General features: G+C 63.7%; 28 protein-coding genes. 15 read left to right on the top strand and 13 right to left on the bottom strand.

Annotated features, from left to right (window positions below; translation table 11 throughout):
- The first annotated feature begins 65 nt into the window (after positions 1-65).
- The 7 genes from mnmG to QZV93_RS08030 all read left to right on the top strand — a co-directional run bounded on the left by mnmG (position 66) and on the right by QZV93_RS08030 (position 6390).
- The gene (gene mnmG / locus QZV93_RS08060; protein ID WP_295557446.1) at positions 66-1943 is read left to right on the top strand and encodes a tRNA uridine-5-carboxymethylaminomethyl(34) synthesis enzyme MnmG; all 1878 of its coding nucleotides are present in this window, start codon (positions 66-68) and stop codon (positions 1941-1943) included.
- Positions 1940-2614 (top strand): 16S rRNA (guanine(527)-N(7))-methyltransferase RsmG, encoded by a 675-nt coding sequence (rsmG, locus tag QZV93_RS08055; RefSeq protein WP_295557444.1) that lies wholly within the window; start codon positions 1940-1942, stop codon positions 2612-2614. The genes mnmG and rsmG overlap by 4 nt, the downstream gene beginning before the upstream one ends.
- Positions 2615-2618: 4 nt before the next feature.
- The gene (locus QZV93_RS08050) at positions 2619-3434 is read left to right on the top strand and encodes a ParA family protein (RefSeq protein WP_295557442.1); all 816 of its coding nucleotides are present in this window, start codon (positions 2619-2621) and stop codon (positions 3432-3434) included.
- Positions 3435-3467: 33 nt separating this feature from the next.
- Entirely contained in the window at positions 3468-4373 is a 906-nt protein-coding gene (locus QZV93_RS08045) for a ParB/RepB/Spo0J family partition protein (protein ID WP_295557440.1), read from the top strand.
- 154 nt (positions 4374-4527) lie between these two features.
- Positions 4528-4848 (top strand): phosphoribosyl-ATP diphosphatase, encoded by a 321-nt coding sequence (locus QZV93_RS08040; RefSeq protein WP_295557438.1) that lies wholly within the window; start codon positions 4528-4530, stop codon positions 4846-4848.
- Between the two features lie 51 nt (positions 4849-4899).
- Positions 4900-5910: a type I pantothenate kinase gene (gene coaA, locus QZV93_RS08035; protein ID WP_295557436.1), complete on the top strand. Its 1011-nt coding sequence runs from the start codon at positions 4900-4902 to the stop codon at positions 5908-5910.
- A gap of 225 nt (positions 5911-6135) precedes the next feature.
- Positions 6136-6390 (top strand): hypothetical protein, encoded by a 255-nt coding sequence (locus tag QZV93_RS08030; protein WP_295557434.1) that lies wholly within the window; start codon positions 6136-6138, stop codon positions 6388-6390.
- Between the two features lie 66 nt (positions 6391-6456).
- Here the strand turns inward: QZV93_RS08030 and leuB are convergent, their stop codons facing one another.
- From leuB to dapB, 4 genes are all read right to left on the bottom strand, one after another.
- Positions 6457-7572: a 3-isopropylmalate dehydrogenase gene (gene leuB / locus QZV93_RS08025; RefSeq protein ID WP_295557432.1), complete on the bottom strand. Its 1116-nt coding sequence runs from the start codon at positions 7570-7572 to the stop codon at positions 6457-6459.
- A 77-nt stretch (positions 7573-7649) separates the two neighbouring features.
- Positions 7650-8246, bottom strand: a complete 597-nt coding sequence (locus QZV93_RS08020; protein WP_295557430.1) for a DUF4337 domain-containing protein — start codon at positions 8244-8246, stop codon at positions 7650-7652.
- A complete protein-coding gene (locus tag QZV93_RS08015; protein ID WP_295557428.1) occupies positions 8233-8880 on the bottom strand; it encodes a 2,3-bisphosphoglycerate-dependent phosphoglycerate mutase in 648 nt (215 codons plus the stop codon). The genes QZV93_RS08020 and QZV93_RS08015 overlap by 14 nt, the downstream gene beginning before the upstream one ends.
- 36 nt (positions 8881-8916) lie before the next feature.
- On the bottom strand, positions 8917-9723 hold the full coding sequence (dapB, locus tag QZV93_RS08010) for a 4-hydroxy-tetrahydrodipicolinate reductase (RefSeq protein WP_295557427.1): 807 nt from the start codon (positions 9721-9723) through the stop codon (positions 8917-8919).
- Positions 9724-9962: 239 nt separating this feature from the next.
- On the opposite strand from dapB, the gene QZV93_RS08005 reads away from it, so the two are divergent.
- Positions 9963-10538, top strand: coding sequence for a hypothetical protein (locus QZV93_RS08005; protein ID WP_295557426.1), 576 nt, complete (start codon positions 9963-9965; stop codon positions 10536-10538).
- Positions 10539-10543: 5 nt separating this feature from the next.
- On the opposite strand, the gene QZV93_RS08000 is transcribed toward QZV93_RS08005, so the two are convergent.
- The 3 genes from QZV93_RS08000 to QZV93_RS07990 form a co-directional block, all read right to left on the bottom strand.
- Positions 10544-11056 carry a GNAT family N-acetyltransferase gene (locus QZV93_RS08000; protein ID WP_295557425.1) on the bottom strand — a complete coding sequence of 171 codons (513 nt, stop codon included), beginning with the start codon at positions 11054-11056 and terminating at the stop codon, positions 10544-10546.
- Positions 11057-11201: 145 nt separating this feature from the next.
- On the bottom strand, positions 11202-11654 hold the full coding sequence (gene phaP, locus QZV93_RS07995) for a TIGR01841 family phasin (RefSeq protein ID WP_295557423.1): 453 nt from the start codon (positions 11652-11654) through the stop codon (positions 11202-11204).
- A gap of 294 nt (positions 11655-11948) precedes the next feature.
- Positions 11949-13295, bottom strand: a complete 1347-nt coding sequence (locus QZV93_RS07990; protein ID WP_295557422.1) for an AAA family ATPase — start codon at positions 13293-13295, stop codon at positions 11949-11951.
- Positions 13296-13524: 229 nt separating this feature from the next.
- Between QZV93_RS07990 and QZV93_RS07985 the strand changes: the two genes are divergently transcribed.
- Complete coding sequence (locus tag QZV93_RS07985) at positions 13525-14559, top strand: aspartate-semialdehyde dehydrogenase (protein WP_295557420.1); 1035 nt, start codon at positions 13525-13527, stop codon at positions 14557-14559.
- Positions 14560-14634: 75 nt separating this feature from the next.
- Here QZV93_RS07985 and QZV93_RS07980 read toward each other — a convergent pair whose 3' ends face one another.
- The 5 genes from QZV93_RS07980 to dapF form a co-directional block, all read right to left on the bottom strand.
- Positions 14635-15258, bottom strand: coding sequence for a septation protein A (locus QZV93_RS07980; protein WP_295557419.1), 624 nt, complete (start codon positions 15256-15258; stop codon positions 14635-14637).
- Positions 15259-15397: 139 nt separating this feature from the next.
- Entirely contained in the window at positions 15398-16294 is an 897-nt protein-coding gene (locus tag QZV93_RS07975; RefSeq protein WP_295557418.1) for a septation protein IspZ, read from the bottom strand.
- A gap of 66 nt (positions 16295-16360) precedes the next feature.
- Positions 16361-17392, bottom strand: a complete 1032-nt coding sequence (ftsY, locus tag QZV93_RS07970; RefSeq protein ID WP_295557417.1) for a signal recognition particle-docking protein FtsY — start codon at positions 17390-17392, stop codon at positions 16361-16363.
- Positions 17389-18645, bottom strand: coding sequence for a tRNA (N(6)-L-threonylcarbamoyladenosine(37)-C(2))-methylthiotransferase MtaB (mtaB, locus tag QZV93_RS07965; RefSeq protein WP_295557416.1), 1257 nt, complete (start codon positions 18643-18645; stop codon positions 17389-17391). The genes ftsY and mtaB overlap by 4 nt, the downstream gene beginning before the upstream one ends.
- A gap of 41 nt (positions 18646-18686) precedes the next feature.
- Complete coding sequence (gene dapF, locus QZV93_RS07960; RefSeq protein ID WP_295557415.1) at positions 18687-19595, bottom strand: diaminopimelate epimerase; 909 nt, start codon at positions 19593-19595, stop codon at positions 18687-18689.
- Positions 19596-19759: 164 nt separating this feature from the next.
- Here dapF and QZV93_RS07955 point away from each other — a divergent pair, with 164 nt between their 5' ends.
- The gene (locus QZV93_RS07955) at positions 19760-20911 is read left to right on the top strand and encodes a PQQ-dependent sugar dehydrogenase (protein ID WP_295557414.1); all 1152 of its coding nucleotides are present in this window, start codon (positions 19760-19762) and stop codon (positions 20909-20911) included.
- 20 nt (positions 20912-20931) lie between these two features.
- Here the strand turns inward: QZV93_RS07955 and QZV93_RS07950 are convergent, their stop codons facing one another.
- The gene (locus QZV93_RS07950) at positions 20932-21438 is read right to left on the bottom strand and encodes a histidine kinase (protein WP_295557412.1); all 507 of its coding nucleotides are present in this window, start codon (positions 21436-21438) and stop codon (positions 20932-20934) included.
- Between the two features lie 334 nt (positions 21439-21772).
- Here QZV93_RS07950 and ffh point away from each other — a divergent pair, with 334 nt between their 5' ends.
- The 5 genes from ffh to rimM all read left to right on the top strand — a co-directional run.
- The gene (gene ffh, locus QZV93_RS07945) at positions 21773-23365 is read left to right on the top strand and encodes a signal recognition particle protein (RefSeq protein ID WP_295557410.1); all 1593 of its coding nucleotides are present in this window, start codon (positions 21773-21775) and stop codon (positions 23363-23365) included.
- Between the two features lie 95 nt (positions 23366-23460).
- Positions 23461-23835 carry a 30S ribosomal protein S16 gene (rpsP, locus tag QZV93_RS07940; RefSeq protein WP_295557408.1) on the top strand — a complete coding sequence of 125 codons (375 nt, stop codon included), beginning with the start codon at positions 23461-23463 and terminating at the stop codon, positions 23833-23835.
- A gap of 317 nt (positions 23836-24152) precedes the next feature.
- Positions 24153-24335, top strand: coding sequence for a hypothetical protein (locus QZV93_RS07935; RefSeq protein ID WP_295557406.1), 183 nt, complete (start codon positions 24153-24155; stop codon positions 24333-24335).
- A 192-nt stretch (positions 24336-24527) separates the two neighbouring features.
- Positions 24528-24896 (top strand): hypothetical protein, encoded by a 369-nt coding sequence (locus QZV93_RS07930; protein ID WP_295557404.1) that lies wholly within the window; start codon positions 24528-24530, stop codon positions 24894-24896.
- 16 nt (positions 24897-24912) lie between these two features.
- Positions 24913-25410, top strand: a 498-nt coding sequence (rimM, locus tag QZV93_RS07925; RefSeq protein ID WP_295557402.1) for a ribosome maturation factor RimM, incomplete at its 3' end; no start/stop codon positions are given.

The following is a 25410-nucleotide window of genomic DNA, read 5'->3' as shown; positions in this document are numbered from 1 at the left end:
GATGCCCGCGCTTTTGACCCGGAGGCGGGGGTCCTGTATCTCTCCGGCGAGAAAAGAGAGAGCCTATGGCGGAGCAGATATTCGATGTGATCGTGGTCGGTGGCGGCCACGCGGGCGTGGAGGCGGCCGCGGCCGCCGCACGCATGGGCGCGTCGGTTGCGCTCGTTACGCACCGCTTCGAGACCATCGGCGAGATGAGCTGCAATCCGGCCATCGGCGGGCTCGGCAAGGGCCATCTCGTGCGCGAGATCGATGCGCTGGACGGGCTCATGGGGCGCGTTGCCGATGCGGCGGGCATCCAGTTCCGGCTTTTGAACCGGTCGAAGGGTCCGGCCGTGCAGGGGCCGCGCGCGCAGGCCGACCGGGCGCTCTACCGCAAGGCCATGCAGCAGGCGATCCGCGAGACCCGAGGGCTCACAGTGCTCGAGGGCGCGGTCGAAGATCTGATCGTGGCGGATGACGTGGTCGGTGGCGTGATCACGCAAAAGGGAGAGACGATCCGGGCTGGATCCGTGGTTTTGACCACTGGTACTTTTCTCAATGGTCTCATTCACTTAGGTGATCAGACTCACGCGGCTGGCAGGGTCGGCGATGCGCCCGCGCTCAAGCTGTCCGAGCGGCTTTACGGGCTCGGGCTCAGGATGGGGCGTCTCAAGACGGGTACGCCGGCGCGGCTCGCCCGGAGCTCCATCGATTGGGACGGGCTTCCGCAACAGGCAGCCGACGAGGATCCAGTGCCGTTCTCGTTTTTGACGGAGAGGATCACCAACCCGCAGGTCACGTGCGCGATCACGTCGACCAACGCCGCGACGCACGACATCATTCGCGCCAATCTCGCGCGCTCGCCGATGTATTCGGGCCAGATCGAGTCGCGGGGGCCGCGTTATTGCCCGTCCATCGAGGACAAGGTGGTGCGGTTCGCCGATCGCAGCGCGCACCAGGTGTTTCTCGAGCCCGAAGGACTCGACGACGACACCGTCTATCCGAACGGCGTCTCCACATCCTTGCCGCCGGAGGTGCAGGACGCGTTTTTGAAAACGCTGCCGGGGCTCGAAAAGGTCGTCATCAAGCGGCCGGGCTATGCGATCGAATACGACTATGTCGATCCGCGCGAACTCTTGCCGACTCTGGAGACGAAACGGCTCAAGGGTTTGTTCCTTGCCGGGCAGATCAACGGCACGACGGGTTATGAGGAGGCCGGCGCGCAGGGCATCGCGGCGGGGATCAATGCGGCGCTGGCGGCTGGCGGCCGCGCCAAATCGTTCGTCGTCTCGCGTGCCGAGGCCTATCTCGGCGTCATGATCGACGATCTGGTGACGCGCGGGGTCACCGAGCCCTATCGCATGTTCACCTCGCGTGCGGAGTTTCGTTTGCGTTTGCGGGCAGATAACGCCGATCAGCGGCTCACGTGTCTGGGTGAGAACATCGGGTGTGTGAGCCCGGTTCGTTCACGCTCGTTTTCTAATAAAAACAATGCGTTGCTATCTCTTGCTAAAGTCCTTTCTCAAAAAACGCTCACACCGACAGAAGCGGAACGAAACGGAATCGAAATCAACAAGGATGGACGGCGCAGAACAGCGTACGAGATTCTGTCATATACAAGCATAGACTTCGCGCGTCTGGTTCAGATCTGGCCTGAGCTTTCAACGGTCGATCCCGCGATCGCGGCTCAAATCGAAATCGACGCTCGCTACGAGTCGTACGTGAAGCGTCAGGATGTCGACGTTGCTGCGCTCAAGCGGGACGAAGCGGTCGAGGTTCCGAGCGATTTTGACTATGCAACTCTATCCGGCCTCAAAACGGAGCTTCGTCAGAAGCTCGTGGCGCAGAGGCCGGCGACGCTGGCGCAGGCTGGGCGCATCGAAGGCATGACTCCGGCGGCGCTGATGTTGATCCTGGCCGCGGTCAGAAAAATGCCTTCTCCCCGGAAACAGGCCTCGTGACAACGGGTTCGGAGCGTCCGGGCCGCATCGATACGCCGGAGGCGTTTCGGGAAGCCTTTGGCGTTTCACGTGAAACGCTGGCCCGGCTCAAGATCTACGAAGATCTGCTCAAGGCCTGGCAGAAGGCCGTCAACCTGGTAGCGCCCTCCACACTGGAGCAGGTCTGGCACCGCCACTTCGCGGATTCGGCTCAGCTTTTCGATTTTGCTCCCGAGGGAGGGAAAAGCTGGCTGGACCTGGGATCCGGAGGCGGTTTCCCCGGGCTTGTGCTCGCGATTATGCTGGCGGAACGGCGTCCCGAGGCCCGCATGGCCTTGGTCGAGAGCGACGCCCGGAAGGCGGCCTTTCTCGGGGAGGTGGCCCGGAAAACGGGGGTTGCTGTGGAGATTCGCGCAGAACGGAGCGAAAAAGCGGCGACTCAGGCTAACTCTCAGATAAGAGACGTGATCACCGCGCGTGCGTTGGCGCCTCTGCCGAAGCTCCTGGGGCTCGTTTTGCCGTTTTTTTCTCCCCAGACCGTGGCCCTGTTTCCGAAGGGTCGCGAAGCAGAGGTAGAAGTGGCCCAGGGGAAAGAGCGATTCGCATTCGACGCGTCGCTTGCCCCAAGTCGGACAGACGACGAGGCACGTATTGTGATCGTGCGAAATTTAGCTGCGAGGACGGAGGGTTAGTCCCGTGACAGCAAAGCTCAGGACGCTGGCGATCGCCAATCAGAAGGGCGGAGTCGGCAAAACGACGACCGCAATCAATCTCGGTACGGCGCTGGCCGCGATCGGCGAACGCGTGCTCGTTATCGACCTCGATCCGCAGGGTAACGCTTCGACGGGGCTCGGCGTGCCTCCGGAAACGCGTACGCGGACGTCCTACGACGCCGTCATGGGGACTTCGAGCTTGCTCGATGTGGCGGTGCCAACGGCTATTCCGGGGCTCTTCGTGGTGCCGGCCAACCAGGACCTGGTGGGCCTCGAATCCGATCTCTCGGGCGAGGCGAGCCGGGCCTACAAGCTCAGGGATGCGGTGGCGGCTCTGGCGGCCCAGTCCCAGGTCAAGGCGGCAGATCAGGCCTTCAAGTATGTCCTGATCGACTGTCCGCCTTCGCTCAACATCCTGACGCTCAATGCGCTGGCGGCGGCGGACGCCGTGCTGGTGCCCGTGCAGTGCGAATTCTTCGCGCTCGAGGGCATTTCCCAGCTCAAGGAGTCGATCGACCAGATCCGGGCGACGCTCAATCCGAGCCTCGAAATCCAAGGCGTGGTGCTCACCATGCACGACGCCCGCACGACGCTCTCGCGCGAAGTCGCGGACGAAGTACGCGCTTTCTTCGGGCCCAAGGTCTACGAATCGGTGATCCCGCGGAACACGCGCGTGGCGGAGGCGCCGTCGCACGGAAAGCCGATCCTGCTCTACGACTATGACTGCGCGGGTAGCCAGGCCTATATCCGACTCGCGACCGAAATCATCGAACGCGAGCGTCAGACGAAAGCTGCATAACAGACTGCAAACTAACGTGAAACAGGGCTTACTATGAACTCACCGCTACCCAAGAGCCGGCTCGGCCGGGGTTTGGCTTCGCTGATCGGGGAGGCGCCGCAGAACCAGCCGCGCCTTCCGGCCGAGGGCGAGCAGCGGTTGTTGCCTGTGGCCCAGTTGCGGAGCGGCCGTTTCAATCCGCGCAAGGATTTCGCGGAGCAGGACCTGGCGGAGCTTGCGGAATCGATCCGCACCAAGGGGCTCGTGCAGCCGATCATCGTGCGGCCGCATCCCGAGGACGCGCAGGCGTTCGAGATCGTCGCGGGCGAGCGGCGCTGGCGCGCGTCGCAGAAGGCCGGCATGCACATGGTGCCGGTCATCATTCGCGAGCTTGGCGACCGCGAAGTCCTCGAGCTGGCCATTATCGAGAACGTCCAGCGTGCGGATCTCAACGCCATCGAAGAAGCCAATGGCTATCGCGAGTTGATCGAGCGGTTCGACTACAGCCAGGAGCAGGTGTCCGAGATCATCGGCAAGAGCCGCAGCCACGTGGCCAATACGCTGCGGCTTCTCAAGCTGCCGGAGGCAGTGCAGGCCTATGTGCAGGACGGGCGGCTCACCGCAGGCCATGCACGGACGCTGGTCGGGCGCGAGGATGCGGAGACGCTGGCGCAACGGATCCTGGAGCAGAACCTCAACGTGCGCGAGGCGGAGGCGCTGGCTCAATCGGGATCAGGCGCAGGCCCGATCGGGATCGCCGGCGCAACGGGCGGGGCGCGCAAGCTCCGTGAGAAGGATCCCGATACCAAGGCTTTCGAGAAGGAGCTCGCAGACACGCTGGGCCTGAAGGTCGAGGTGAAGCGTGGTTCCGGCGAAAGCGGCAACCTGATCATCAAGTACGGCAATTTCGATCAGCTCGACTATATCCGGCTGCGCTTGACGGGTTCCAGCGGCGGCTGAGGCGAGGTCCGTTAAGGGTGCGGATCGCTGCGCGCTGGACACGGCCCGGCGCGACGCCTAAGGCCAAGAGCCCGTTGCCGGGGCGATGTCGTGGTCGCTTCGGCCTCTCATTCAATCCGAGAGATGAAACGGGTTTCGTTTCGAAGGGCCGACCATGAGCAACGACGTTCTATCGCGGCTAGCCGTGACAATCCGGGCCCGGCGCACGGAGGCGGCCGACAAGTCCTATACGCGCCAGCTTCTCGATGCCGGTCCTGAGCGGTGCGCGAAGAAGCTCGGCGAGGAGGCGGTCGAGACGGTGATCGCCGGCGTCAACCAGGACGACGACGCGCTGCGTGCGGAAGCCGCGGATTTGCTCTATCATCTCCTGGTGTTGCTCGAAGCGCGCGGCGTCGCATTGGACGATGTGCTCGCCGTGCTGGAGAGCCGCTCGGGACAGTCGGGTCTGGCCGAGAAGGCTGCCCGCGGGTCTTAGGTCTTCGATCTGGCGTTAGAGAAGCCGCCAAGGCTTCCAGGTGAACCGCCCATGAGATTACGGGACAAGGCTGCGACGACGCGGGAGGCTCCGCATCTCGAGCTGGTCGGCGAGCAATCGCCGGAGATTCAGTTCTCGCTCTACCGTACTTTCAGCCGCGAGCAGTGGGCCAAGCTGCGCGCCGATACGCCCATGACGCTCGAGCCGCAAGAGCTCGAAGTGCTGTCGGGCATCATCGACGAGCTGTCGATGGAAGAGGTCGAGACGATCTACCTGCCGCTGTCGCGCTTGCTCAATCTCTACGTTGCCGCCGCGCAGAAGCTGCATGCCGTCAGCTCGACGTTTCTTGGACGCACCGATTGCAAAGTGCCCTTTATCATCGGCGTGGCAGGCTCGGTGGCGGTCGGAAAGAGTACCACGGCGCGCGTGCTCAAGGCGCTGCTCGCGCGGTGGCCGGACCATCCGCGCGTCGATCTCATCACGACCGACGGTTTTCTCTATCCCAACCGCGAACTCGAAGCGCGGGGCTTGATGGAGCGCAAGGGCTTCCCCGAAAGCTTCGATACGGCGCGGCTCCTGAACTTTCTCGCCGACGTGAAAAGCGGAAAAGGAAACGTGGAGGCGCCGATCTATTCGCACTTCCACTACGACATCCTGTCGGGTCAGAAGACCGCGATCGCGCATCCGGATATTCTGATCGTTGAAGGCCTCAACGTGCTGCAGCCGGCCGCCGCGCACAAGGGCGGCGATGCGGGGCCGTTCGTTTCCGACTTCATCGACTTCTCGATCTTCATCGACGCGGATCCGGCGGTGATCGAAGCTTGGTACGTGGAACGCTTCATGCGTCTCAGAAGCACCGCGTTCCGCGATCCAGCGTCGTTCTTCCACCGCTACATCACGCTCACGCACGGTAATGCGGTGGCGCGCGCGCTCGAAATCTGGCGCACGATCAACCTCAAGAACCTCACGGACAACATCCTGCCGACGCGGCCGCGGGCACGACTCATCCTGCGCAAGGAGAAGGATCACAGCGTCAGCACGGTTGCACTGCGGAAACTCTAATTTTTAGGCAGAGCCCGTGCCGGTCGGGAAATGTTTTCCCGTTTTCCCCTCGCTGTGAGGTTATATCCACTCCTTAGAGTCGGGAAAGAGCAAGAAAAATCCCTGCAATCGGAGAGACTTGCGCGCTCCCGGTCCAAATCGGGAAAAAGTCCCGTAGACGTGGTGCGATGCAGCAATGAAATAGGGAATGGTTCCCGATTTTACCATTCCAAAGGAGATTGACCGATGAAGCGCATGCTCGCTGTCGCTGCCGCTCTTGCTTTCTGTTCGAGCGCGGCCCTCGCGGACGACAAGCCGACCGATGACGAGGCAGCGAAGATCAAGGAGGCCGTTGCGGCCTGGGGCTGCGAGGGCGGCAGCTACGAGAAGGAGAGCGAGGGCACGGGCGTGTACGAGGCCGAGGACGTGAAGTGCAAGCAGGGCCAGTACGACTTCCGCCTCGAGAAGGACTTCAAGGTGTTCAGCATCACGAAGGACTAAGCCGGTCGCTTATTCCATTTCGCGCGCGTTCAGGCGGCTCTCGTTCGAGGGCCGCCTTTTTCGTGGCTATGCCGCAAGGTTTTCGAGCTTGGCGAGGATGGCGCTGCCCATCTCGCTGGTGCCGACCTTCTGCATTCCGGGCTGCATGATGTCACCGGTGCGAAGCCCGTCGGCCAGCACGCCGGCGATGGCCTTGTCGATGAGGTCCGCTTCCGCGGTCATGGCGCAGGAATAGCGCAATGCCATGCCGAAGCTGGCAATAGTGGCAATCGGGTTGGCGAGCCCCTTGCCGGCGATGTCGGGCGCGGATCCATGCACGGGTTCATAGAGGGCCATGCGCTTGCCCGTCTTTTCGTCGGCGGCGCCGAGGGAAGCCGAGGGCAGCATGCCGAGCGAGCCGGTGGCCATTGCGGCTTCATCGGAGAGCACGTCGCCGAAGAGATTGTCGGTGACGATGACGTCGAACTGCTTCGGGTTGCGCACGAGCTGCATGGCGCAGTTGTCGGCCAGGATATGCTGCAGCTCGACGTCCGGCGCGTAGGATTTATGTGTCGCGGTGACGACCTCGTTCCACAACACGCCGGTTTTCATGACGTTGCGCTTCTCGGCGGAGTGGACCTTGTTGCTGCGCTTGCGTGCGAGGTCGAATGCCACCTTGGCGATGCGCTCGATTTCGCGCGTGGTGTAGAGCTGGGTATCGACGGCGCGCTTCTGTCCGTCCTCGAGGGTGACGATCTCCTTGGGCTCGCCGAAGTAGACGCCGCCGGTGAGCTCGCGCACGATCATGATGTCGAGGCCCTCGACCAGCTCGCGCTTGAGGGAGGATGCATCGGCGAGTGCGGGATAGCAGATGGCCGGGCGCAGGTTGGCGAAGAGATCGAGATCCTTGCGCAGGCGCAGCAAGCCCGCTTCAGGGCGCACGGCATAGGGGACCTTGTCCCACTGGGGGCCGCCGACGGCACCGAAGATCACCGCGTCGGAGGCCTTGGCCTTGGCGACGCACGTGTCGGTGACGGCGACGCCATGCTTGTCGTAAGCCGATCCGCCGACGAGGTCGCTTTCGGTCTCGAATTTGTTCTTGCTGCTCTTCTTGTTGAAGAAGGCGATTAGGCGCTCGACCTCGGCCATGGTTTCGATGCCGATGCCGTCGCCGGGGAGAAGGAGCAGCTTGTGGGTCGTCATGATGAAGGGGTTCCGTCAAAAAGCTTTTGTGGCGCGGTCCTAGCGCGTCCACGGTCCAGCGACAAGGCGCAAGGCCGTTAACCGATGAAGGGGATGTCGAGGAGCAGGGAGAATCCGTTGAGGGTGAACAGGGTGCCGAGCACGCCCATCACCGCGCTTGCCGTGATGAGCGTCGAGCCGCCGGAGATGATGGCAACGCCGCCCAGCACGATGGCGATCTGCAAGAGTGCCTCGCCGTAGTCGAAGTATGGATCCTGGCGCATGGCGGTGTCGCGCTCGGCCTCAAGCGCCTTGCCGCGGACGAACAATTCGTCGAGACCCTCGTTCGATTTGGGATTCGAGGTGAACTCTGCGTCCAGCTTCTTGTAGTCGGCGATCTTCGCATCGATAAGGCCCCGCGCTTCGGGCGATAGAGCCGGATTGGCGGTTTTGGCGATCTCGAGCTGATCGACCTGGAGCCGCAACACGTGGCGGCGCATGTTCTTGGCCTGGAAAAAGCTCCAGATGTTGGCGGCTTCTATGTTCTTGAGAGTGGCCTCCTTGGAGGCATTGCCGCCGCCCATCGAGCAGATGGCGAGGATCACCGCCAGAACGCCGATGTAGACGCCGATCCAGCGGTCGCGGTCGCGCTGGTTCTCGTCGTCGGCCTCGCGCGCGAGCTCATCCCAGACCACTGTCGCGACCCTCCGAGCGGACAAGCTCCCGATGCTCGGCCACGTCGCCCGTATGGGACAGGCGGTAGACCTGGGGTGCGGCCGTCGCTAGCTCGCGATCGAGGATCTCCTGCGGCGAGAGCTTTTCGAGAAACATGATGAGGGCGCGGAGCGAATTGCCGTGCGCGGAAACGATGACGTTCTTGCCGGCTGCGACGTGGGGCCAGATGTGTTCAAGGTAGTAGGGCTGAACGCGCGCGGCGGTGTCCTTCAGGCTTTCGCCGCCCGGCGGCGGTTCATCGTAGCTGCGGCGCCAGGACAGGACCTGCTCCTCGCCCCAACGCTCGCGGGCCTGATCCTTGTTGAGGCCGGAGAGCTCACCATAGTCGCGCTCATTCAGGGCGGGATCCTCGATCACCTCGGGGATGTCGCCGCCGATCTCGCCGAGGATGATGTCGAGCGTGTGCTGGGCGCGCTTCAGCTTGCTCGTGAAGGCGACGTCGAAATGCAGTCCTTCACCCTTCAGCACACGGCCCGCCCAAACAGCTTCGATCAGGCCCTTGTCAGTCAGATCCGGATTGCGAATGCCGGTGAAGATATTCTTCTTGTTCCATTCGCTTTCGCCATGGCGCACGAGCACTAAGCGGTTCGTCATGGCTTCAATCCGTTTCGTTCTTTGCAATGTCGACATCTACAGCCCTAGTACATCGATCATGTTGAAAAGGCCCGGACCCTTGCCCTGGCCCCAGAGCGCGGCCTTGACGGCGCCGCGTGCGAAAATGCTTCGGTCGGCGGCGCGGTGGGTAATCTCGATGCGCTCGCCTTCGCCTGCGAAGACCACGGTGTGATCGCCGACCACGGTGCCGCCGCGCAGCGTTGCGAAGCCGATATCGCCCCGCCGGCGCGCGCCGGTGTGCCCGTCTCTTGCTTTCACGCTGTTGGTTTTGAGATCGATCCCCCGCCCTTCGGCTGCCGCGGCACCGAGCATCAGCGCCGTGCCTGACGGTGCGTCGACCTTCTGACGATGATGCATCTCGATGATCTCGATGTCGAAGTCCGCATCGAGCGCTTCGGCGATGCGCCGCGTGACGGCGGTCAGCAGGTTGACGCCGAGGCTCATGTTGCCCGCCTTGATGACGGTAGCGTGGCGGGCTGCAGCTTTTATTGCGGCGTCATCGCTTTCGCCGAGGCCCGTGGTGCCGATGACATGGACGATGCGCGCATTGGCAGCGAGGCCGGCCATCTCGACGGTCGGAGCCGGTGCCGTGAAGTCGATGACGGCGTCGCTTCCGACCACGAGCTCGAGGGGATCGGTGGTCACGGCCAAGCCGAGCGGCGGGAGTCCGGCCAGGGTGCCGAGGTCAGCGCCGACATGAGGCGAGCCGGGGGCTTCGGTGCCACCGCTCAGCACACATCCGGAGGTGGTCGAGATCACGCGGATGAGCTCGCGGCCCATGCGGCCAGCGGCTCCCGTCACGGCGATCCGGATCTCGCTCATCGCGTCCTCAGGGGGTTCAATGGGCGCCGATATAGCACGGCCGGGGCACAGAGGAAGTGCGGCTTTCGGACGAAGGGAGTTTCTCAACTGCGGTAAGGTTTCGCACGCTCTAACGGATTCTATGGTTCACGCCGCAAGACGATGGTCTGGCGGCTTTTCCCAAGCCGTGGGGCGATCCCTCCTTTTGGCCATGAACGGGTGTAGAAAGGGGCTTTCGTTGGCCCGTCCTAGGGGAACTCATGGCCGTGCAACTTGTCCGGCTGATCGCGATCATCGTCGTGCTGTGGTGCGGTACGGCCGAGGCGATCCAGCAGGTCAGAAGCCTTTATACGGCCGTCGATCTCGGCGCGTGCAAAAGCGTGGAACGGGACGGGGACGGTGCGGCCCGGATTTGCGAGGGGCTGCCCGGCTATCCCATCTACGTCGCCGAAGGGAAGCAGGGCGTTTACCTCAGCGTTGGGCCTGATGCGGGTGCGATGCAGGCCGCACATCAAACCCTCAAGTCATTCAATAGTTTGTTTGACGCGAGCGGGCGACGGACAACGATCGAGTGGCGCTTTGTGGTGCGGGACGACCGTACGGTGCCCTATGCCACCATCGTGCGCTATTTCACGCACAGCGCCACGGCTGCGGGGGAGGTGCTGGTCGTCATGCGGGTGAGCGAGGATGAAGTGTGCCACGTTGCCTACGTGGACGCGCTCGCCAATCTCGATGCGATCGTGCTGGCGCGCAAAATTGCGGATACGGCAGCGCGATCGAAAGCGTGTCCCGAGGAGCCGTCCGTGGAGGGAGCGCGTGGACGCAGCCCGATGTAGAGGAATCAGGACGACCAGCCGAAGGCGATCTTCTCGAGCTTCTGACCCCCAATGGTCTCGAAGCCCTGCTTCACGGGCCGTCCGCCGCGGCGCCAATAGAAGTCGGTCGCCGAGGAGTTCTCGGCCAAGGCCCAAACGATCAGGCCTTTGAGGCGGCGCTGGTCGAGGCCGTAGCGGCAGGCTTCGAACAGGTGCTCGCCGAAGCCGAGCCCCTGATACACCGGCGTGACGTAGAGCTCGTAGATTTCACCCTGATAGGGGCCGCGCGTGCGCGAGAAACCCAGCGTGGCATAGCCGATGACGGTGCCACCCTTTTCAAGCACGATCAGACTGTCGCCGCTGCGAATGACGCTGGCCCACCAGTCGGGCCCGCGGCGGCGGATCATGTTCTCGAGGTGATGGTGAGGAAGGATGCCGCGATAGGCCTGCACCCAAGACTGGCGAAAAGTCTCGGCGACGGACGCGGCGTCGGCGAGTTTACCTTTGCGGATCTTGATATCGGAACGCGACCCTAACATTATTTCACTATAGCGGGAATTTTGGTTCGCGGAAGGCAATCTGCACGTTGAATTCAAAAAAAGAGCGCCCGGAGTTTTTTGGCACCGGGCGCGTCGCGTGTCGTTGTTCGCAAAGCAGAAGCACGTCCTATGAAGGACGTGCCGATCAGCCCGCCTTCTTGATCTTCTCGAAGCTCTTGCTCGCGGCAGAGTTCAGGCTCTCGAACGTTTGCTGCGCAACTTTCGTCGACAGCTCGAAGAGCTCTTTCGACTGTGCGCCAGCGGTGGCGAACTGCTGCTGCACAAAGCTCGACTGGAGGCGAACCAGCTCGGGAAGCGTCTTGGCGCGGGCCAGCGCCTGAGCGGCCTCGAAGACAGCCTCGGTGTTCGATTCGGTGTTCTTCAGCACCTTGTCGCCGATCGACTTGGCGCCGGCGAAGGCGGCAACGGCCACTTCCTCGAAGGTCTTGGCGTTGTCCTTGGCGACGGTCGAGAACTTGTCGTAGGTCTCGCGCGCCTTGGTCACGCTGTCCTCAGCGATGGCCTGGACCTGCTCGGGAATGCGGGCGTCCTTAGCGGCAGAGAAGAATTCTTGGGTCTGGCGGGCGAAGTCGTTCACGGTCGTGGCTCCTTGTTGCAATCGGCGGTTCTTTGGACACAGCTTCAGGAAAGGGGTTTCCGATGCCTATGGGCCAAAGGCTCTTGTTGCACCGGGCGGACCAAGCTTTCGAAACGCACCATAGCAGGGTCTTTTTGCAGCGCAACATAAAAATTTGTTGCTTCGCAATAGCGGTCGTTTGATCCGAATCAATGAAGAATTCGTGTTTTGTTTTCGTCGACCAACGGATCGGATCGAGACGGTCCCGGCAGCGACCATCTCGCATCTGCGAAATCCGCGAGCCCGATCATCGTCTTACGGCTGAAGAGGCGGAAACAACTCGCGATAGCCCATGGCGGTGCGATCGAAGAGGATATCGCGCGGCTCGAGCCTTCGAGCGAGCGCCAGGCCTTCCAGTGACCGGCACCGCGACAAAGCGACATAGGCCTGTCCGTGGGCGAACGTTCCCCTGCCCAGATCGATGTAGACGTTGTCGAGCGTCAGCCCCTGGGCCTTGTGAATGGTCAGCGCCCAGGCGAGGCGAACGGGGTACTGCTTGAAGGTACCGGCAACGGTACCGACAACCTTCTCCTGCTCTTTGTCGTAGGCGTAGCGGCGTTGTTCCCAGCTCGCGGGCTCCAGCTCGTGCTCGCGGCCTGCCACCTCGACGAAAACCTTTTTCTCCTCGAGCCGGGAGATGCGGGCGATGGTGCCGTTGACCCATCGGCGGTCCGGGTCGTTGCGCAATAGAATGATCTTGGCGCCGGGCTTCAGGACGAGCGCGCTGTCGGTCGGGTGCGAAGCCTGGGTGAAATCGCCGGTGATGCCCGCTTCATAGGTATGGGCGCGTCCAGGGAGCGCATCGAGATAGGCGGTGTTGATGCGCTGGGCTGCGGCGTTGGTGGGCGTCAGGATGACGAATTTTTCTCCTTCGCCGAGAGTGCGGATCGGCGCCACGCGGCGGTTGAGCTCGGCCAGATCATCCTGGTCTGCGTCGCCGTCGCGGATGCGGTTGAGGACGGAGATCAGGGTCTCGTCACTCTGACGGAAAACGTGCGTCAGCTCGAGGCGCGTGGTGCCGGCCCCTTCGCGGAGTGCGGGCACGGAGAAAAAGAACGGACCGCCGAACTCCTCATGCAGGTGCCCGGCTACCTCGGCTTCCTGCACGACGGGGGGAAGCTGGTGGAGGTCGCCGAAGAGCACCAGGCGGACGCCTCCAAACGGCTCGCGCGGGCGGCCGCGGTTCACGCGCAAGGACTGATCGATGGCCCACATCAGGTCCGAGCGCACCATCGAGACCTCGTCGATGACGAGGAATGCGAGTTTGCGCATGACGGTGCCGTTGCGGCCGCGGCGGATATCGTCGGAGCGGATGAGGCGCGGAGGGAGACCGAAGAACGAATGGATCGTCTGGCCGCCGACGTTGACGGCGGCCAGCCCAGTCGGCGCGACAATGACCAGCTCCTGATCGATGGCGTTGCGCAGCGCGCGCAGAAGTGTCGACTTGCCGGTGCCGGCACGGCCGGTGACGAACAGGTGTCCCTCGCCTTCGCGGAGGAAGGCGAGGGCCGTTTCGAACTCCGCGGTCGGAGTGACGCCGTCCGGCCAATGGGAGCCGCTGTTGGGAGCGGGCGCGAGTGCTGTCGAGGGGGGTGTGCGCACGAGCGACCTTGGGTTCGGGAATCGGGTCCTGGAGCTAAGGCGATGCGGGCCGCCCTGTCAAAGCCCGGCTCCGGGGCCTTTGAAGCCGTCCTTGGACGAATTGGTCCTTGAAAGGTGGGGCTTCCGCGCGTAAGTGAACCGCGCCGTCGGATGTTTTCCGACGCCACAATAGCTAGCGTCGGAAGCTGTGATCGGAAACATCCGACGCGCTCAAAAAGGACCCTGAGCCATGGGCTACAAAGTCGCTGTCGTCGGCGCGACCGGAAACGTCGGGCGCGAGATGATGAACGTGCTCACCGAGCGCCGTTTTCCGGCCGATGAGATCTTTGCGATCGCTTCGCGCCGCTCGCTCGGAACCGAAGTCTCGTGTGGCGACCAGACGCTCAAATGCCAGGACCTCGAGCAGTTCGATTTCTCGAAGGCGGACATCTGCCTGATGTCGGCCGGCTCGTCCGTGTCGAAGGCGTGGAGCCCGAAGATCGGCGCCACCGGCTGCGTGGTGATCGATAACTCGTCCTGCTGGCGCTACGACCAGGACGTGCCGCTCGTCGTGCCGGAGGTGAATGCCGATGCGGTTGCCGGGTTCACGAAGAAGAACATCATCGCCAATCCGAACTGCTCGACGGCGCAGATGGTCGTCGCCTTGAAGCCGCTGCACGACGCTGCCGGCATCAAGCGGGTCGTCGTCTCGACGTATCAGTCGGTGTCGGGCGCCGGCAAGGATGCGATGGACGAGCTCTGGGCGCAGACGAAGGCCAAGTACGTGCCGGGGCAGGAGGTCGAGCCGACCAAGTTTCCGAAGCAGATCGCCTTCAACTGCATTCCTCATATCGACGTCTTCATGGAAGACGGCTTCACGAAAGAGGAATGGAAGATGCTCGCCGAGACGAAGAAGATCCTCGATCCCAAGATCAAGGTTACGGCAACGTGCGTGCGCGTGCCGGTGTTCGTCGGTCACTCGGAGTCGGTGAACCTCGAGTTCGAGCGCCCGATCACGGCGGATGAGGCGCGCGAAATCCTGCGCGGCGCGCCGGGCGTGCTGGTCGTCGACAAGCGGGAGCCGGGCGGCTACGTGACGCCGGTCGAGGCTGCCGGCGAGTATGCGACCTACGTGTCGCGTATCCGCGAGGACTCGACGGTCGAGAACGGGCTGGTGTTGTGGATCGTGGCCGACAACCTTTTGAAGGGCGCGGCGCTCAATGCGGTGCAGATCGCCGAGACGCTGATCGAGCGCAACCTGCTCAAGGCCAAAGCGGCGGCATAAGCGGTCCGCCTGCCAAGACTCAAAAGGGCGCGTGGAGAGATCCGCGCGCCTTTTTTGTTTGCCGTTGATCCGGGGCTATTCGTCCGCCGGCGGGTTCAACGCGTGGCGCTGCAGGAGGCCTACCTGCGAGATGGCGAAAGCCATGGTGATCGGCATGATGCCAAAGACCTTGAACGTCACCCACTGGTCGGTCGTCAGCATGCGCCAAGCGACCTCGTTCAGGATAGCGAGGAACACGAAGAAGCATGCCCAGCGGAAGGTCAGTTTCTTCCAGCCTTCATCGGTGAGGGCGAAGACGTCGCCAAACAGGTAGCGCAGCAGCGAGTGCCCGAACATGAGGCCGCCGAACAGGACGGTAGCGAAGATGCCGTTGACGATGGTGGGCTTCAGCTTGATGAAGAGCTCGTCCTGCAGCCACAGCGTCAGGCCACCAAAGATCAGGACCACGACTCCCGATACTAGCGGCATGACGGGCACGCGTCCGAAGAGAATACGGGACGCGAGCAGCGATATCATCGTCGCGACGATGAAGAAGCCGGTGCCCCAGAAGATGGCTTGCTTCGGGTCGGCCAGATATTTGCCCGCTTGCCAGTTGGTGATGAAGAACACGAGCAGCGGGCCGAGCTCGACAAGGAACTTCAGGAGCTGCTGGGAGCCGCTCTCCTGCGTGCCGGTGTTGGTCGTTTCGCTTTGACTCATGATCCTGCTGTCCGTTCGTGGGTGGCTGCCGGCACTTCGCGTGGATTGCCGGGATCGGATGCGTGAGACCATAGACGCCGAGGGTGGCGAAGGGAACGACGTTGCGGAATTGTAATGTCTATGGCGAGCCCGCGTGCCGCTAGAGATGGTACTTGCTCATCCATTTCGTGAGCAGCCAGGCGTAGATTCCGCTCAGCGGCAAAATGATGAAGAGCTTGAAGGCGATCCAGATGTCGACGCCGGTCATGGCGTGGCCGAGCAACATGTAGGTCTGGTCGTCCCGGAAGGAGATGCGCACGATCTCGTTGGCGACGGCCGTGAAGACGAAGAACCAGGCGAAGCTTCGGGTGAAAAGGTCCCAGCCCTCCTGGCTGTAGTGGAAGGTCTTCTCGAACACGTACTGGAAGAAGTTCTCGCGCATAATCATGGCGCCCAGGGCGAAGCCGATGGCGAGGGCGCTGCATACGATCAGATTGGTCTTCAGCCAGATGGCGTCGTGGGCGAAGATGTCCAGGGCGAAGAAGACGGTGGCGATGCCGATGGTGACCCAATCGAGATCGGAGAGCTTGCCGCGCGAAGCAACGAGCGCAATGCCCATGAGGCCGAACAGCGTCAGAATGCCGGCCTGCAAGCCGACGGCCCAGCTCACAAGCAGCATCGCAGCAATCGGACCGAGCTCATTCAGGAGCTGCCGCGGGCCCTTGTAGTGCCAGAAACTCGAGAACAGGAATCCGGCGAACAGCGCGTTGAAGATCGTGACCTTGATCTGAACCCACATGGGATCGTGGGTGATCAGAGTCAGCGCGCCGAAGGCGATGGTGACCGTCGAGGCGATCAGCGGGAAGACCGGCGGGCGATGGAACATGTAGATCATGGCGATGATGGCCAGGACCGTGGTGATGATCAGCGCCCAGGTGCCCGCGTTGATGCCGTAGGCCGCGTTGACGACGAACATCGTCACCAGCGGGCCGAACTCGCTCAGGATGTTGATGGTCTGTTCGGCGTTGAACGGAAAGAGGCGTTTGCGGGGGCTCATGTTGGCTCGATAACCCTTGGATCTTCAATGTTCGTTGGCGCGCGTTGTTCGTGACTGCCTCACCGCTCAGTGGTCGGCAATGGCGCGTGCGTAATCCTTGGCAGAGAATGATTGCAGGTCGTCGACACCCTCGCCGACCCCGATGGCGTGCACGGGAAGGCCGTGCCTGGCGGCAATGGCGACCAGGATGCCGCCGCGGGCCGTGCCGTCGAGCTTGGTCATGACGAGGCCGGTGACGCCCGCGCGCTCGCGGAAGACCTCGACCTGCTGCATGGCGTTCTGACCGGTGGTGGCGTCAAGCACGAGCAGCACATCGTGGGGGGCGGTGGCGTCCACCTTGCGGATGACACGCACGACCTTCTCCAGCTCGGCCATCAGACCTTCCTTGTTCTGCAGTCGTCCGGCAGTGTCGATCAAAAGAACGTCGCAGGCGCTGTCCTGGGCGGCTTTCATGGCATCGAAGGCGAGGCCGGAGGCGTCGGCGCCGACGTCGCGCGCGATGACGGGTGCGCCCGCGCGCTCGCCCCAGACCTTGAGCTGATCGATGGCGGCGGCACGGAAGGTGTCGCCGGCGGCGAGCATGACGCGACGGCCCTCGCGCGCGAGCTTGGCAGCGAGCTTGCCGATGGTCGTGGTTTTGCCGGACCCATTGACGCCGAGCACGAGCACGACGTGCGGTTTTCTCGTTTCGTCGATGGTGAGGGGGCGGGCCACGGGCTCCAGGACCTTCGCCACCTCGTCGGCCAGCGTCTCGCGGATCTCCTCTTCCGAGATGGTCTTCTCGAAGCGTCCTTTGGCGAGCGCTTTGGTGATGCGCTCCGAGGTTTCGATGCCGAGATCCGCGGCGAGCAGCAGCTCTTCCAGCTCGTCGAGCGTCGCCTGGTCGAGCTTTTTCTTGGTGACGAGCCCGGTGATGCCCTCGGTGAGGCGAGAAGAGGTTTTAGAGAGCCCCGACTTCAGACGCTCGAGCCAGCTCTTGCGAGGCTGCTCTGCCGCAGTTTCGTTCGCGGGGGTGGCGGCGTGCTCTTCTGCCGGGGTGTCGCCCGAGCCGAACATGCGGCCGAAGAAGCCTTTGCGTTTTGGCTCGGGGGTGCTCACGCGTCGACCATTCCGTTCAAGCGGCGGCCGTCATGGCGGCCGAGCGTCGCCCAGTGAATCGTGCCGATGGGGGAAGCGCGGTCGACGCGCACTTCCGCGTACTGCGGCGTGCGTCCCGTGTCCTCGCGCTCCATCAGGATCTCGATGCGGCTGCCTTCCAGGCGATCAAGGTAGTGCGCATGCATCGCCTCACCCTTCGCGCGCAAGCGGGCGGCGCGCTCCTTGACGATCTGGCGGTCCACTTGCGGCATGCGCGCGGCGGGCGTGCCTTTGCGGGGCGAGAAGGGAAAGACGTGCAGGTAGGTGAGGCCGCATTGGTCCACGAGGTCCAACGTGCTCTCGAACATGGCGTCGGTCTCGGTCGGGAAGCCGGCGATAAGGTCGGCACCGAAGACCACGTCGGGACGCAGGTTGCGCACGGTCTCGCAGAAACGAATGGCGTCGTCGCGCTGATGGCGGCGCTTCATACGCTTCAGGATCATGTCGTCGCCCGCCTGCATGGAGAGATGCAGGTGCGGCATCAGACGCGCTTCGGTGGCGATGGCGTCGAGCAGGTGCTCGTCGGCCTCGACCTGATCGATCGACGAGAGGCGCAGGCGGTGCAGCTCCGGTACACCTGCCAGGATCTGCTTCACGAGACGGCCGAGCGACGCGGTGCCGGGAAGGTCGGAGCCATAGGAGGTGATGTCGACGCCGGTCAGAACGATCTCGGGATAGCCTGCCTCGACGAGCCTGGCGACCTGGGAGACGACCTCGCCGGCCGCGACCGAACGCGACGGGCCGCGGCCCATCGGGATGATGCAGAACGTGCAGCGATGGTCGCAGCCGTTCTGGATCTGCACGTAGGCGCGCGCCCGCGAGCCGAAGCCGTCGATCATATGGAGCGCTGTTTCCTTGACGCTCATGATGTCGTTGACGGCAACACGCTCCAGGGTTTCGGTCGAGAGCGCGAGGAAAGTCTTGGGCTCGAGCTTCTCCGCATTGCCGATGACGTGGTCCACTCCGTCTATCTCGGCGAAGCGCTCGGGCTCGATCTGTGCGGCACAGCCCGTCACGATGAGACGTGCCGTTGGGCGCTCGCGGCGCAGCTTGCGGATCGTCTGCTCGGCCTGGCGAACCGCTTCTCCGGTGACGGCGCAGGTGTTGACGATCACGCAGTCGGACAGGCCCGCGTCCGAAGCATGGCGGCGCATGACCTCGGATTCGTAGGCGTTGAGCCGGCAGCCAAGCGTGACAATCAGCGGTTCGGACATGGCGCGGGTCAGGTGTTGAGCTGGGTGTTCATCGGGGGTGCTTAAGACAATCGCCCGTGGGGGACAAGGCGGGGCTGATCCGTAGCGGCGGCTTGCGGCCGATCCTCGCCGAGGATGCCTTCGTGCTCGATCTCGGCGGGGCCAGTCATCAGGATATGGTTGTCGGACGCCCATTCTATGACGAGCGGGCCGCCGGGGAGATTTACGGTGACCTGGCGATCAACGAGCTTCTTGCGCATGGCGGAGACGGCCGTGGCGCAGGCGGCCGTGCCACAAGCGCGGGTGAGGCCGGCGCCACGCTCCCAGGTGCGGATATCGATGGAGGTGCGAGACGTGACCTCGGCGATGGTGACGTTGACCCGCTCCGGGAAAAGAGGGTGGTTCTCGATCATGGGGCCGAAGCGGCCGAGGTCGTAGCCGGAAACAGGCTTGTCGACCCAGAAAACGACATGCGGATTGCCCACGTTCACCACCGATGGCGAATGCAGAACGGGATTGTCGATGGGGCCGATCTGAAGCTCGATGGCGCGCGTGTCGTGAAATTGCTCGCTCAGCGGAATGTCCGCCCAGCCGAAGCGCGGCTCGCCCATGTCGACGGTGATGGCCGAGAGATCCTTGACGCGGACGGGCAGAATGCCGGCGCGGGTCTCGAAGCGGAGATCGCTCCGGCCCGTGCGCTCCTTCTCCAGCCAGCCGATGCAGCGTGTGCCGTTGCCGCAGGCGGCGGATTCCGATCCATCGGTGTTGAAGATGGTGACGAAGGCCTCGGTTCCGGCCGTGCGCGGGGGCTCGAGCACCATCATCTGGTCGAAGGCGGTTGCCGGTGCCGCGGCGATAGCCCTCACCTCGCTGGCATTCAAAGGCCGACCGCCGTTGCGCAAATCGACGACGACGATCTCGTTGCCGAGGCCGTTCATCTTGACGTAGCGGAGGGCAGAGGGGGCGTTCATGGGCGGACTATATGGGCGAAGCGGCGGTAAAACACAATTGAGGCGCTTGGGGGCGCGCTGCGCGACCCTCTGTCCGCCACCCCTAAGGACGCGGAACCCCTCGGCAAGCGGCGGTGGCGCCCTACATAAGGTCCGTACAGCGCCCAGTAGACCATGAGGATGCGATGAGCTTACGACCGGGTATTGCCGTGGCGGCCCCCCTTTTGTTCCTGATGGGCGAAGTGGCCCCCGCTGCCCAGACCAACGCGCCGGCGGCTTCCAAGACAGCCATCGCGCTTACGACCGTGGCGAAGGGTCTGGAAAATCCCTGGGCTTTGGAATTCCTGCCGGATGGGCGCATGCTCGTGACCGAGAAGCCGGGCCGGCTGCGCGTGGTCGAGAAGGACGGCAAAATCGGCGCGGCCATCACGGGCGTGCCGGAGGTGATGGCACGGGGGCAAGGCGGGCTGCTCGATGTCGCCCTTGCCAACGACTTTGCCGAGAGCGGGAGGATCTTCCTCTCCTTCTCCGAACCGCGTGAAGCGGGCAAGAACGGGACGAGCGTTGCCAGCGCCAGGCTGGTGCTCGCAGAGGACGGCGGTGCGCTGGAGGATCTCAAGGTCATCTTCCGTCAACAGCCGTCCTATGACAGCACACTGCATTTCGGCTCGCGCATCGTCGTGAAGCCCGACGGCAATCTTTTCGTGACGCTGGGGGAGCGGAGTCTCCCCACCATCAGAGGCGAGGCCCAGAACCCCACGAACCAGATCGGCAAGGTGGTCTACATCACCCCGGAGGGCGCGCCGGCGGCTTCCAGTCCGGCTCACGACGGATGGGATCCGCTCGTGTGGTCGATCGGGCACCGCAATGTGCAGGGCGCGGTGCTGGATCCGGCGACAGGCCAATTGTGGACCCTCGAGCACGGTCCGCAGGGCGGAGACGAGCTCAATCATCCGGAGTCCGGCAAGAATTACGGATGGCCGGTCATCATCTACGGAAAAGAGTATTCAGGCGGCCCGGTCGGGGCTGGCATTACCGCAAAGGACGGCCTCGAGCAGCCGGTCTACTATTGGAATCCTTCGATCGCGACCTCGTCGCTTCTCCTTTATACCGGCGATCTCTTTCCGGAATGGAAGGGCAATTTCCTGGTCGGTGCGCTCAAATACATGCAGGTGCAGAGGCTCGTCATGAAAGACGGCACGGTGGTTGCGCACGAAGTGCTGGGTGCGGACGATATCGGCGAGCGCGTGCGCGACGTGAAGCAGGGACCGGATGGGGCCGTCTACCTCGTCACGGACGACGCCGATGGGCGCATCGTGCGCATGGCGCCGCAGTAAATGGGCGCTGCAGCGAGGGATCAGTAGCCGCCTCCGGCCGGGCCGCGGCCGCCGGTCGAGTCCGGCGCGGCGGTCGGCTTCGCCTTATCGATCCCGTGGACCTGAACGGACTCGGTGCGGTCGATCTGGCAGTCGCCATTACGGTCGAGCAGCTTGAAGGCGAGATTCTGCTTGCCGATCATCTCGTCGGCGGTCACGCGACCGTCGCCGTTGGCGTCGTAGTAGGAGAGGTTGGCGACCTCGAACAGGCGGTCGTTGGAGACGAGCTTCTTCCATTCCTCGGCGTCGAGCGCGCCGTCGCCGTTGGTGTCGGCCTCGCGGACCGACTCCCTCGCGTATTGAGCCCACTCGTCGCAGCTCACGGAGCCGTTCTTGTCGAGATCCCAGGTCTGGGCCGCACCGATGAACGTGCGGTCGAAGTCCGACGTTTTGGCGAAGGGATTGCTTGCGCCTGAGGAGCAGCCCGACACGGCGCCCGGCAAAAGAGCCAGGCACGCCAACGTGCGTAGCCTACGTCGCGCGATCATGAATTCCTCTCCCCTGGCGCCCCCCGGGCCTTCCACCCCTGGCACAGATTGGCGCGGCGGAATTATGGTGCCCGCCCGCGGCATGGGCAATGTTGGCATGTCTTGTGCCCACATTTTTGGCGAAGTCTCGGATTCAGGCTGTTTTTTTGGCCGCGGCGCATGGGCGTTGACAGGGCTTGGCCGATCGGAGATGGTGCGGCCCAAATCCGACGGCCCTGACCTCAGAGCCGCCGCCCTGCACATGGCCTTTCTCGATGGGCCGGGAAGCAGGGGGGTCAACATCCGACAGCGCGTTGCGCCCTCGGGTGCCGTTAGCTTTTGCAGAAAGGCTTAAATGTTTCAATCGCTCTCAGATCGGCTGGGGCAGGTATTCGACAAGCTCACCAAGCGCGGTGCGCTGTCGGAAAACGATGTCAACGAAGCGATGCGGGAGGTGCGCCGGTCGCTCATCGAGGCCGACGTGGCGCTCGACGTGGTGCGCGACTTCATCGAGCGCGTGAAGACGAAGGCGGTCGGCCAGGAGGTGCTGCGCTCGGTGACGCCGGGGCAGATGGTGGTCAAGATCGTCAACGACGAGCTCGTGCGCACGCTGGGCTCCGAGGCCGAACCGATCAATCTCCACGCCGCGCCTCCGGTTGCGATCCTGATGGCGGGCCTGCAGGGCTCCGGCAAGACGACGACGACGGCCAAGATCGCCTGGCGCCTCAAGACGCGCGACAAAAAGAAAGTGATGATGGCGTCGCTCGATACGCGGCGCCCTGCTGCGCAGGAGCAGCTGCGCGTGCTCGGCGAGCAGACCGAGGTGGCGACGCTGCCGATCGTCGCCGGGCAGACGCCGATCGAGATCGCCAAGCGTGCGATGGAAGCCGCGCGCCTCGGCGGCTACGACGTGGTGATGCTCGACACTGCCGGCCGCACCACGCTCGATGAAGAGCTGATGGCTGAGGTTGCCGACGTCAAAGCGGCGACAAATCCGCACGAGATCCTGCTGGTGCTCGACAGCCTCACCGGTCAGGACGCCGTCAACACGGCGAAGGCGTTCGACAGCCGTCTTGCGATCACCGGCACGGTGCTGACGCGCGCTGACGGCGACGGGCGTGGCGGCGCGGCGCTCTCGATGCGGGCGGTGACTGGCAAGCCGATCAAGCTTCTCGGCACGGGCGAGAAGTGGGATGCGCTCGAGGATTTCGATCCCGCGCGCGTCGCCGGCCGCATTCTCGGCATGGGCGATATCGTCGGCCTGGTCGAGAAGGCGGCGCAGACGCTCGACGTCGAGAAGGCGCGCTCGATCGCCGAGAAGATGAAGAAGGGCGCGTTCGATCTCGAGGATCTCGGCGAGCAGCTCGCGCAGATGGAAAAGATCGGCGGCATGAGCGGCGTGCTCGGCATGCTGCCCGGCGTCGGCAAGATCAAGTCGCAGATCAACGAAGCCGGTCTCACCAAGGATCTCAGGCGGCAGCGCGCGATCATCTCGTCGATGACGCCCAAGGAGCGCCGCTCGCCGAAAATCCTCGACGCGAAGCGCAAGCGCCGCATCGCGGCGGGCTCCGGTACGAGGGTCGAGGACATCAACAAGCTCATCAAGATGCACCGCCAGATGGCGGACGCGATGAAGGCGATGGGCAAGAACCGCGGTGCGTTTGCACGCATGTTCGGCATGGGCGGCGGCGGCGGACCGTCGGAGGCGGAGCTGGCGCAGATGCAGGACGAGCTCGGAAGGCTCGACCCGAAGGCGCTCGAGCAACTGCCGAGCGATCTCAAGGATGCGTTGCCCAAGGGATTGGGCGCGAAAGGATTACCGGGCCTTGGAGGCGGCGGCGGACTCCCGCGCGGGCTTCCCGGGCTCGGCGGCGGCTTGCCGGGCGGTCTTCCGGGACTGGGCGGGCAGTTTCCAAAATTCCCCGGAGGTCCGGGGAAGAAGAAGTGAGACCGTTTCGGCGGCACCGAGACTTTGACGAAATTGGCGGGGAACCGCCGCATCACTCAAACCAGATCATCTGAATAGAGAAAGGAACTGAAGTCATGGCAGCCAGGATTCGTCTTTCGCGCGGTGGTGCGAAGAAGCGTCCCTACTATTACGTCGTCGTCGCGCACGGCGCTTCGCCCCGCGACGGCCGCTACATCGAGCAGATCGGCACCTTCAATCCGATGCTGCCGAAGGACAGCCCCGATCGCGTGAAGCTCATCGAGGATCGCTGCAAGCATTGGCTCTCGGTTGGTGCGCAGCCGACGGATCGCGTGCAGCGCCTGTTTGACGGCGCGGGGCTTTTGAAGCGTGACGCCCGCAACAACCCCGAGAAGGCGAAGCCGAAGAAGAAGGCGCAAGAGCGCGCCGCAGCCAAGGCAAAGGCCGCCGAGGATGCTGCCGCGGCCGCAGCCGGTGGCGACGCGTCGTAAGCTCGTCGACGTTGTCGAGATCCAGGCGGGCACCGGACTCCAGTCCGGTGCCTGTTTTTGTTCGCGGCGCCGCCGCTCGCGTGGGCGAAGTGCTCAATTTGCTGCAAATCTGCATCAGTCCGTGAAACTTGTGGTGGGCCGGCTCCGTGGCCGTCGAATGCGTCTGCGAATTGTCATAGCGTCGTGGGTGGCCGCTTCAGATCAGGGGGTGGCGGCTGTTTGTGGCGGGGCGTTGCACTTTTTGGGGGCAGAGCGGTCGGTTGTCCGGCGGCAGTCCGGATACCGAAAGTCTCTGCAAGACATCGGGGACTTCTTCCATGCCATTGAGGACCAATCTCAGTGAGGCCGAGGCGGCCTGGTGGGATCGGCGGGGTGAGGTGCTGGTCCAAGGGACCGCACTCATGAACGACAAGCCGGACGCCGAAACCTGGACCGAGCGCGAGCGGCGGCTATGGCTTTATGCCGTCGCCATCGGAAATCGCATCGAGCGCCTGCAATAACCTGAAGCCGGCCGCGTTCAAGGAGCCCGCGCTCTTCGTCCTTATCTTTAAGGATGCGAAGCGAAGGGCCGTTGCGGGAATTCAATCAATGGTAGTGTGGTGGCCCTGATGCAATCGGGCGGCCGCGCCGGCGGCAGAACGCCCGGCGTGCGTCGGCTAATGGCCACATGCGCGGAACTCGTCTGATCGGCGATGCTCGACGATGGTGTCTACGGACTGAGCTTCGAAAGCTGCGATACGGGCGATGGAGCCTTTTTTCGCGGCGAAGGTCTGGCGGTGCTGCGCCAGGGATTGCTCCTCGGCTCGGACCGGCACGGCAGTGTGTTCAGGGGCCGGTGCAGCTATGATGCCTCATGCGACGAGGCGATCGTCGAAGTCAGGCTTGCGGTTCCCCCGAACGGTGTGCTTCTCACCGGGCTCGAAGCGGGTCCGGAGGGTGCATTGCTCGAGATCGCGGGGCGCTTCCCGCCGCCGCGGCCTGTCTCGTCGATGTCGATCGATATCGGCGGCGCGCCGGTGGCAGTCGAGCTACGGTACGTCGGACCTTTAAAACGCTCTTGAACCCGGCGGTCTTCGGATGATGCAGGACGGATCCAGCAAGCAGCGTGTGCTGCTCGGTCATATCGTTGGTGCGCACGGCATTTGCGGCGCCGTGCTCGTGCGCTCTTATACGGGCGATCCGGAAGCGATTGCGGGCTATGGACCGTTGGAGACGGAAGGCGGCGATGCACGCTTCGTGCTCAAGGTGCAAGGGGCGACCGCGAAGGGTCTCATCTGCCAGGTCGAGGGCGTAAGCGATCGCACGCGTGCCGAAAAGCTCAAAGGTGCCGCGCTCTACGTCGAACGTGACCGGCTGCCGCCGGCCGACGACGGCGAGTTCTATCATGTGGATCTCGTCGGGCTCGCGGCGGTGACCGAGACCGGCGCGCCGCTCGGGACCGTAGTGGCGGTGCCGAACTATGGTGCCGGGGACCTTCTCGAGGTGCGCCCCGGCAGCGACAAGCGCACGGTGCTCTATCCGATGATCGAGGAGGTTGTGCGCCGCGTGGATGTCGCGGGCGGTGTGATCGTGCTC

It is taken from the genome of uncultured Hyphomicrobium sp., from assembly GCF_902826555.1.
In the GTDB taxonomy this organism is placed as follows: Bacteria; Pseudomonadota; Alphaproteobacteria; order Rhizobiales; family Hyphomicrobiaceae; genus Hyphomicrobium_C.
This window is presented reverse-complemented; position numbering and strand designations above follow the sequence as displayed.

Coding starts and splice junctions, on each gene's coding strand:
- mnmG (WP_295557446.1), top strand. CDS start 66: ATGGCGGAGCAGATATTCGATGTGATCGTGGTCGGTGGCGGCCACGCG.
- QZV93_RS08045 (WP_295557440.1), top strand. CDS start 3,468: ATGAACTCACCGCTACCCAAGAGCCGGCTCGGCCGGGGTTTGGCTTCG.
- QZV93_RS08040 (WP_295557438.1), top strand. CDS start 4,528: ATGAGCAACGACGTTCTATCGCGGCTAGCCGTGACAATCCGGGCCCGG.
- coaA (WP_295557436.1), top strand. CDS start 4,900: ATGAGATTACGGGACAAGGCTGCGACGACGCGGGAGGCTCCGCATCTC.
- QZV93_RS08030 (WP_295557434.1), top strand. CDS start 6,136: ATGAAGCGCATGCTCGCTGTCGCTGCCGCTCTTGCTTTCTGTTCGAGC.
- leuB (WP_295557432.1), bottom strand. CDS start 7,572: ATGACGACCCACAAGCTGCTCCTTCTCCCCGGCGACGGCATCGGCATC.
- QZV93_RS08015 (WP_295557428.1), bottom strand. CDS start 8,880: ATGACGAACCGCTTAGTGCTCGTGCGCCATGGCGAAAGCGAATGGAAC.
- dapB (WP_295557427.1), bottom strand. CDS start 9,723: ATGAGCGAGATCCGGATCGCCGTGACGGGAGCCGCTGGCCGCATGGGC.
- QZV93_RS08005 (WP_295557426.1), top strand. CDS start 9,963: ATGGCCGTGCAACTTGTCCGGCTGATCGCGATCATCGTCGTGCTGTGG.
- QZV93_RS08000 (WP_295557425.1), bottom strand. CDS start 11,056: ATGTTAGGGTCGCGTTCCGATATCAAGATCCGCAAAGGTAAACTCGCC.
- QZV93_RS07985 (WP_295557420.1), top strand. CDS start 13,525: ATGGGCTACAAAGTCGCTGTCGTCGGCGCGACCGGAAACGTCGGGCGC.
- QZV93_RS07980 (WP_295557419.1), bottom strand. CDS start 15,258: ATGAGTCAAAGCGAAACGACCAACACCGGCACGCAGGAGAGCGGCTCC.
- QZV93_RS07975 (WP_295557418.1), bottom strand. CDS start 16,294: ATGAGCCCCCGCAAACGCCTCTTTCCGTTCAACGCCGAACAGACCATC.
- mtaB (WP_295557416.1), bottom strand. CDS start 18,645: ATGTCCGAACCGCTGATTGTCACGCTTGGCTGCCGGCTCAACGCCTAC.
- dapF (WP_295557415.1), bottom strand. CDS start 19,595: ATGAACGCCCCCTCTGCCCTCCGCTACGTCAAGATGAACGGCCTCGGC.
- QZV93_RS07955 (WP_295557414.1), top strand. CDS start 19,760: ATGAGCTTACGACCGGGTATTGCCGTGGCGGCCCCCCTTTTGTTCCTG.
- QZV93_RS07950 (WP_295557412.1), bottom strand. CDS start 21,438: ATGATCGCGCGACGTAGGCTACGCACGTTGGCGTGCCTGGCTCTTTTG.
- ffh (WP_295557410.1), top strand. CDS start 21,773: ATGTTTCAATCGCTCTCAGATCGGCTGGGGCAGGTATTCGACAAGCTC.
- rpsP (WP_295557408.1), top strand. CDS start 23,461: ATGGCAGCCAGGATTCGTCTTTCGCGCGGTGGTGCGAAGAAGCGTCCC.
- QZV93_RS07935 (WP_295557406.1), top strand. CDS start 24,153: ATGCCATTGAGGACCAATCTCAGTGAGGCCGAGGCGGCCTGGTGGGAT.
- QZV93_RS07930 (WP_295557404.1), top strand. CDS start 24,528: ATGCTCGACGATGGTGTCTACGGACTGAGCTTCGAAAGCTGCGATACG.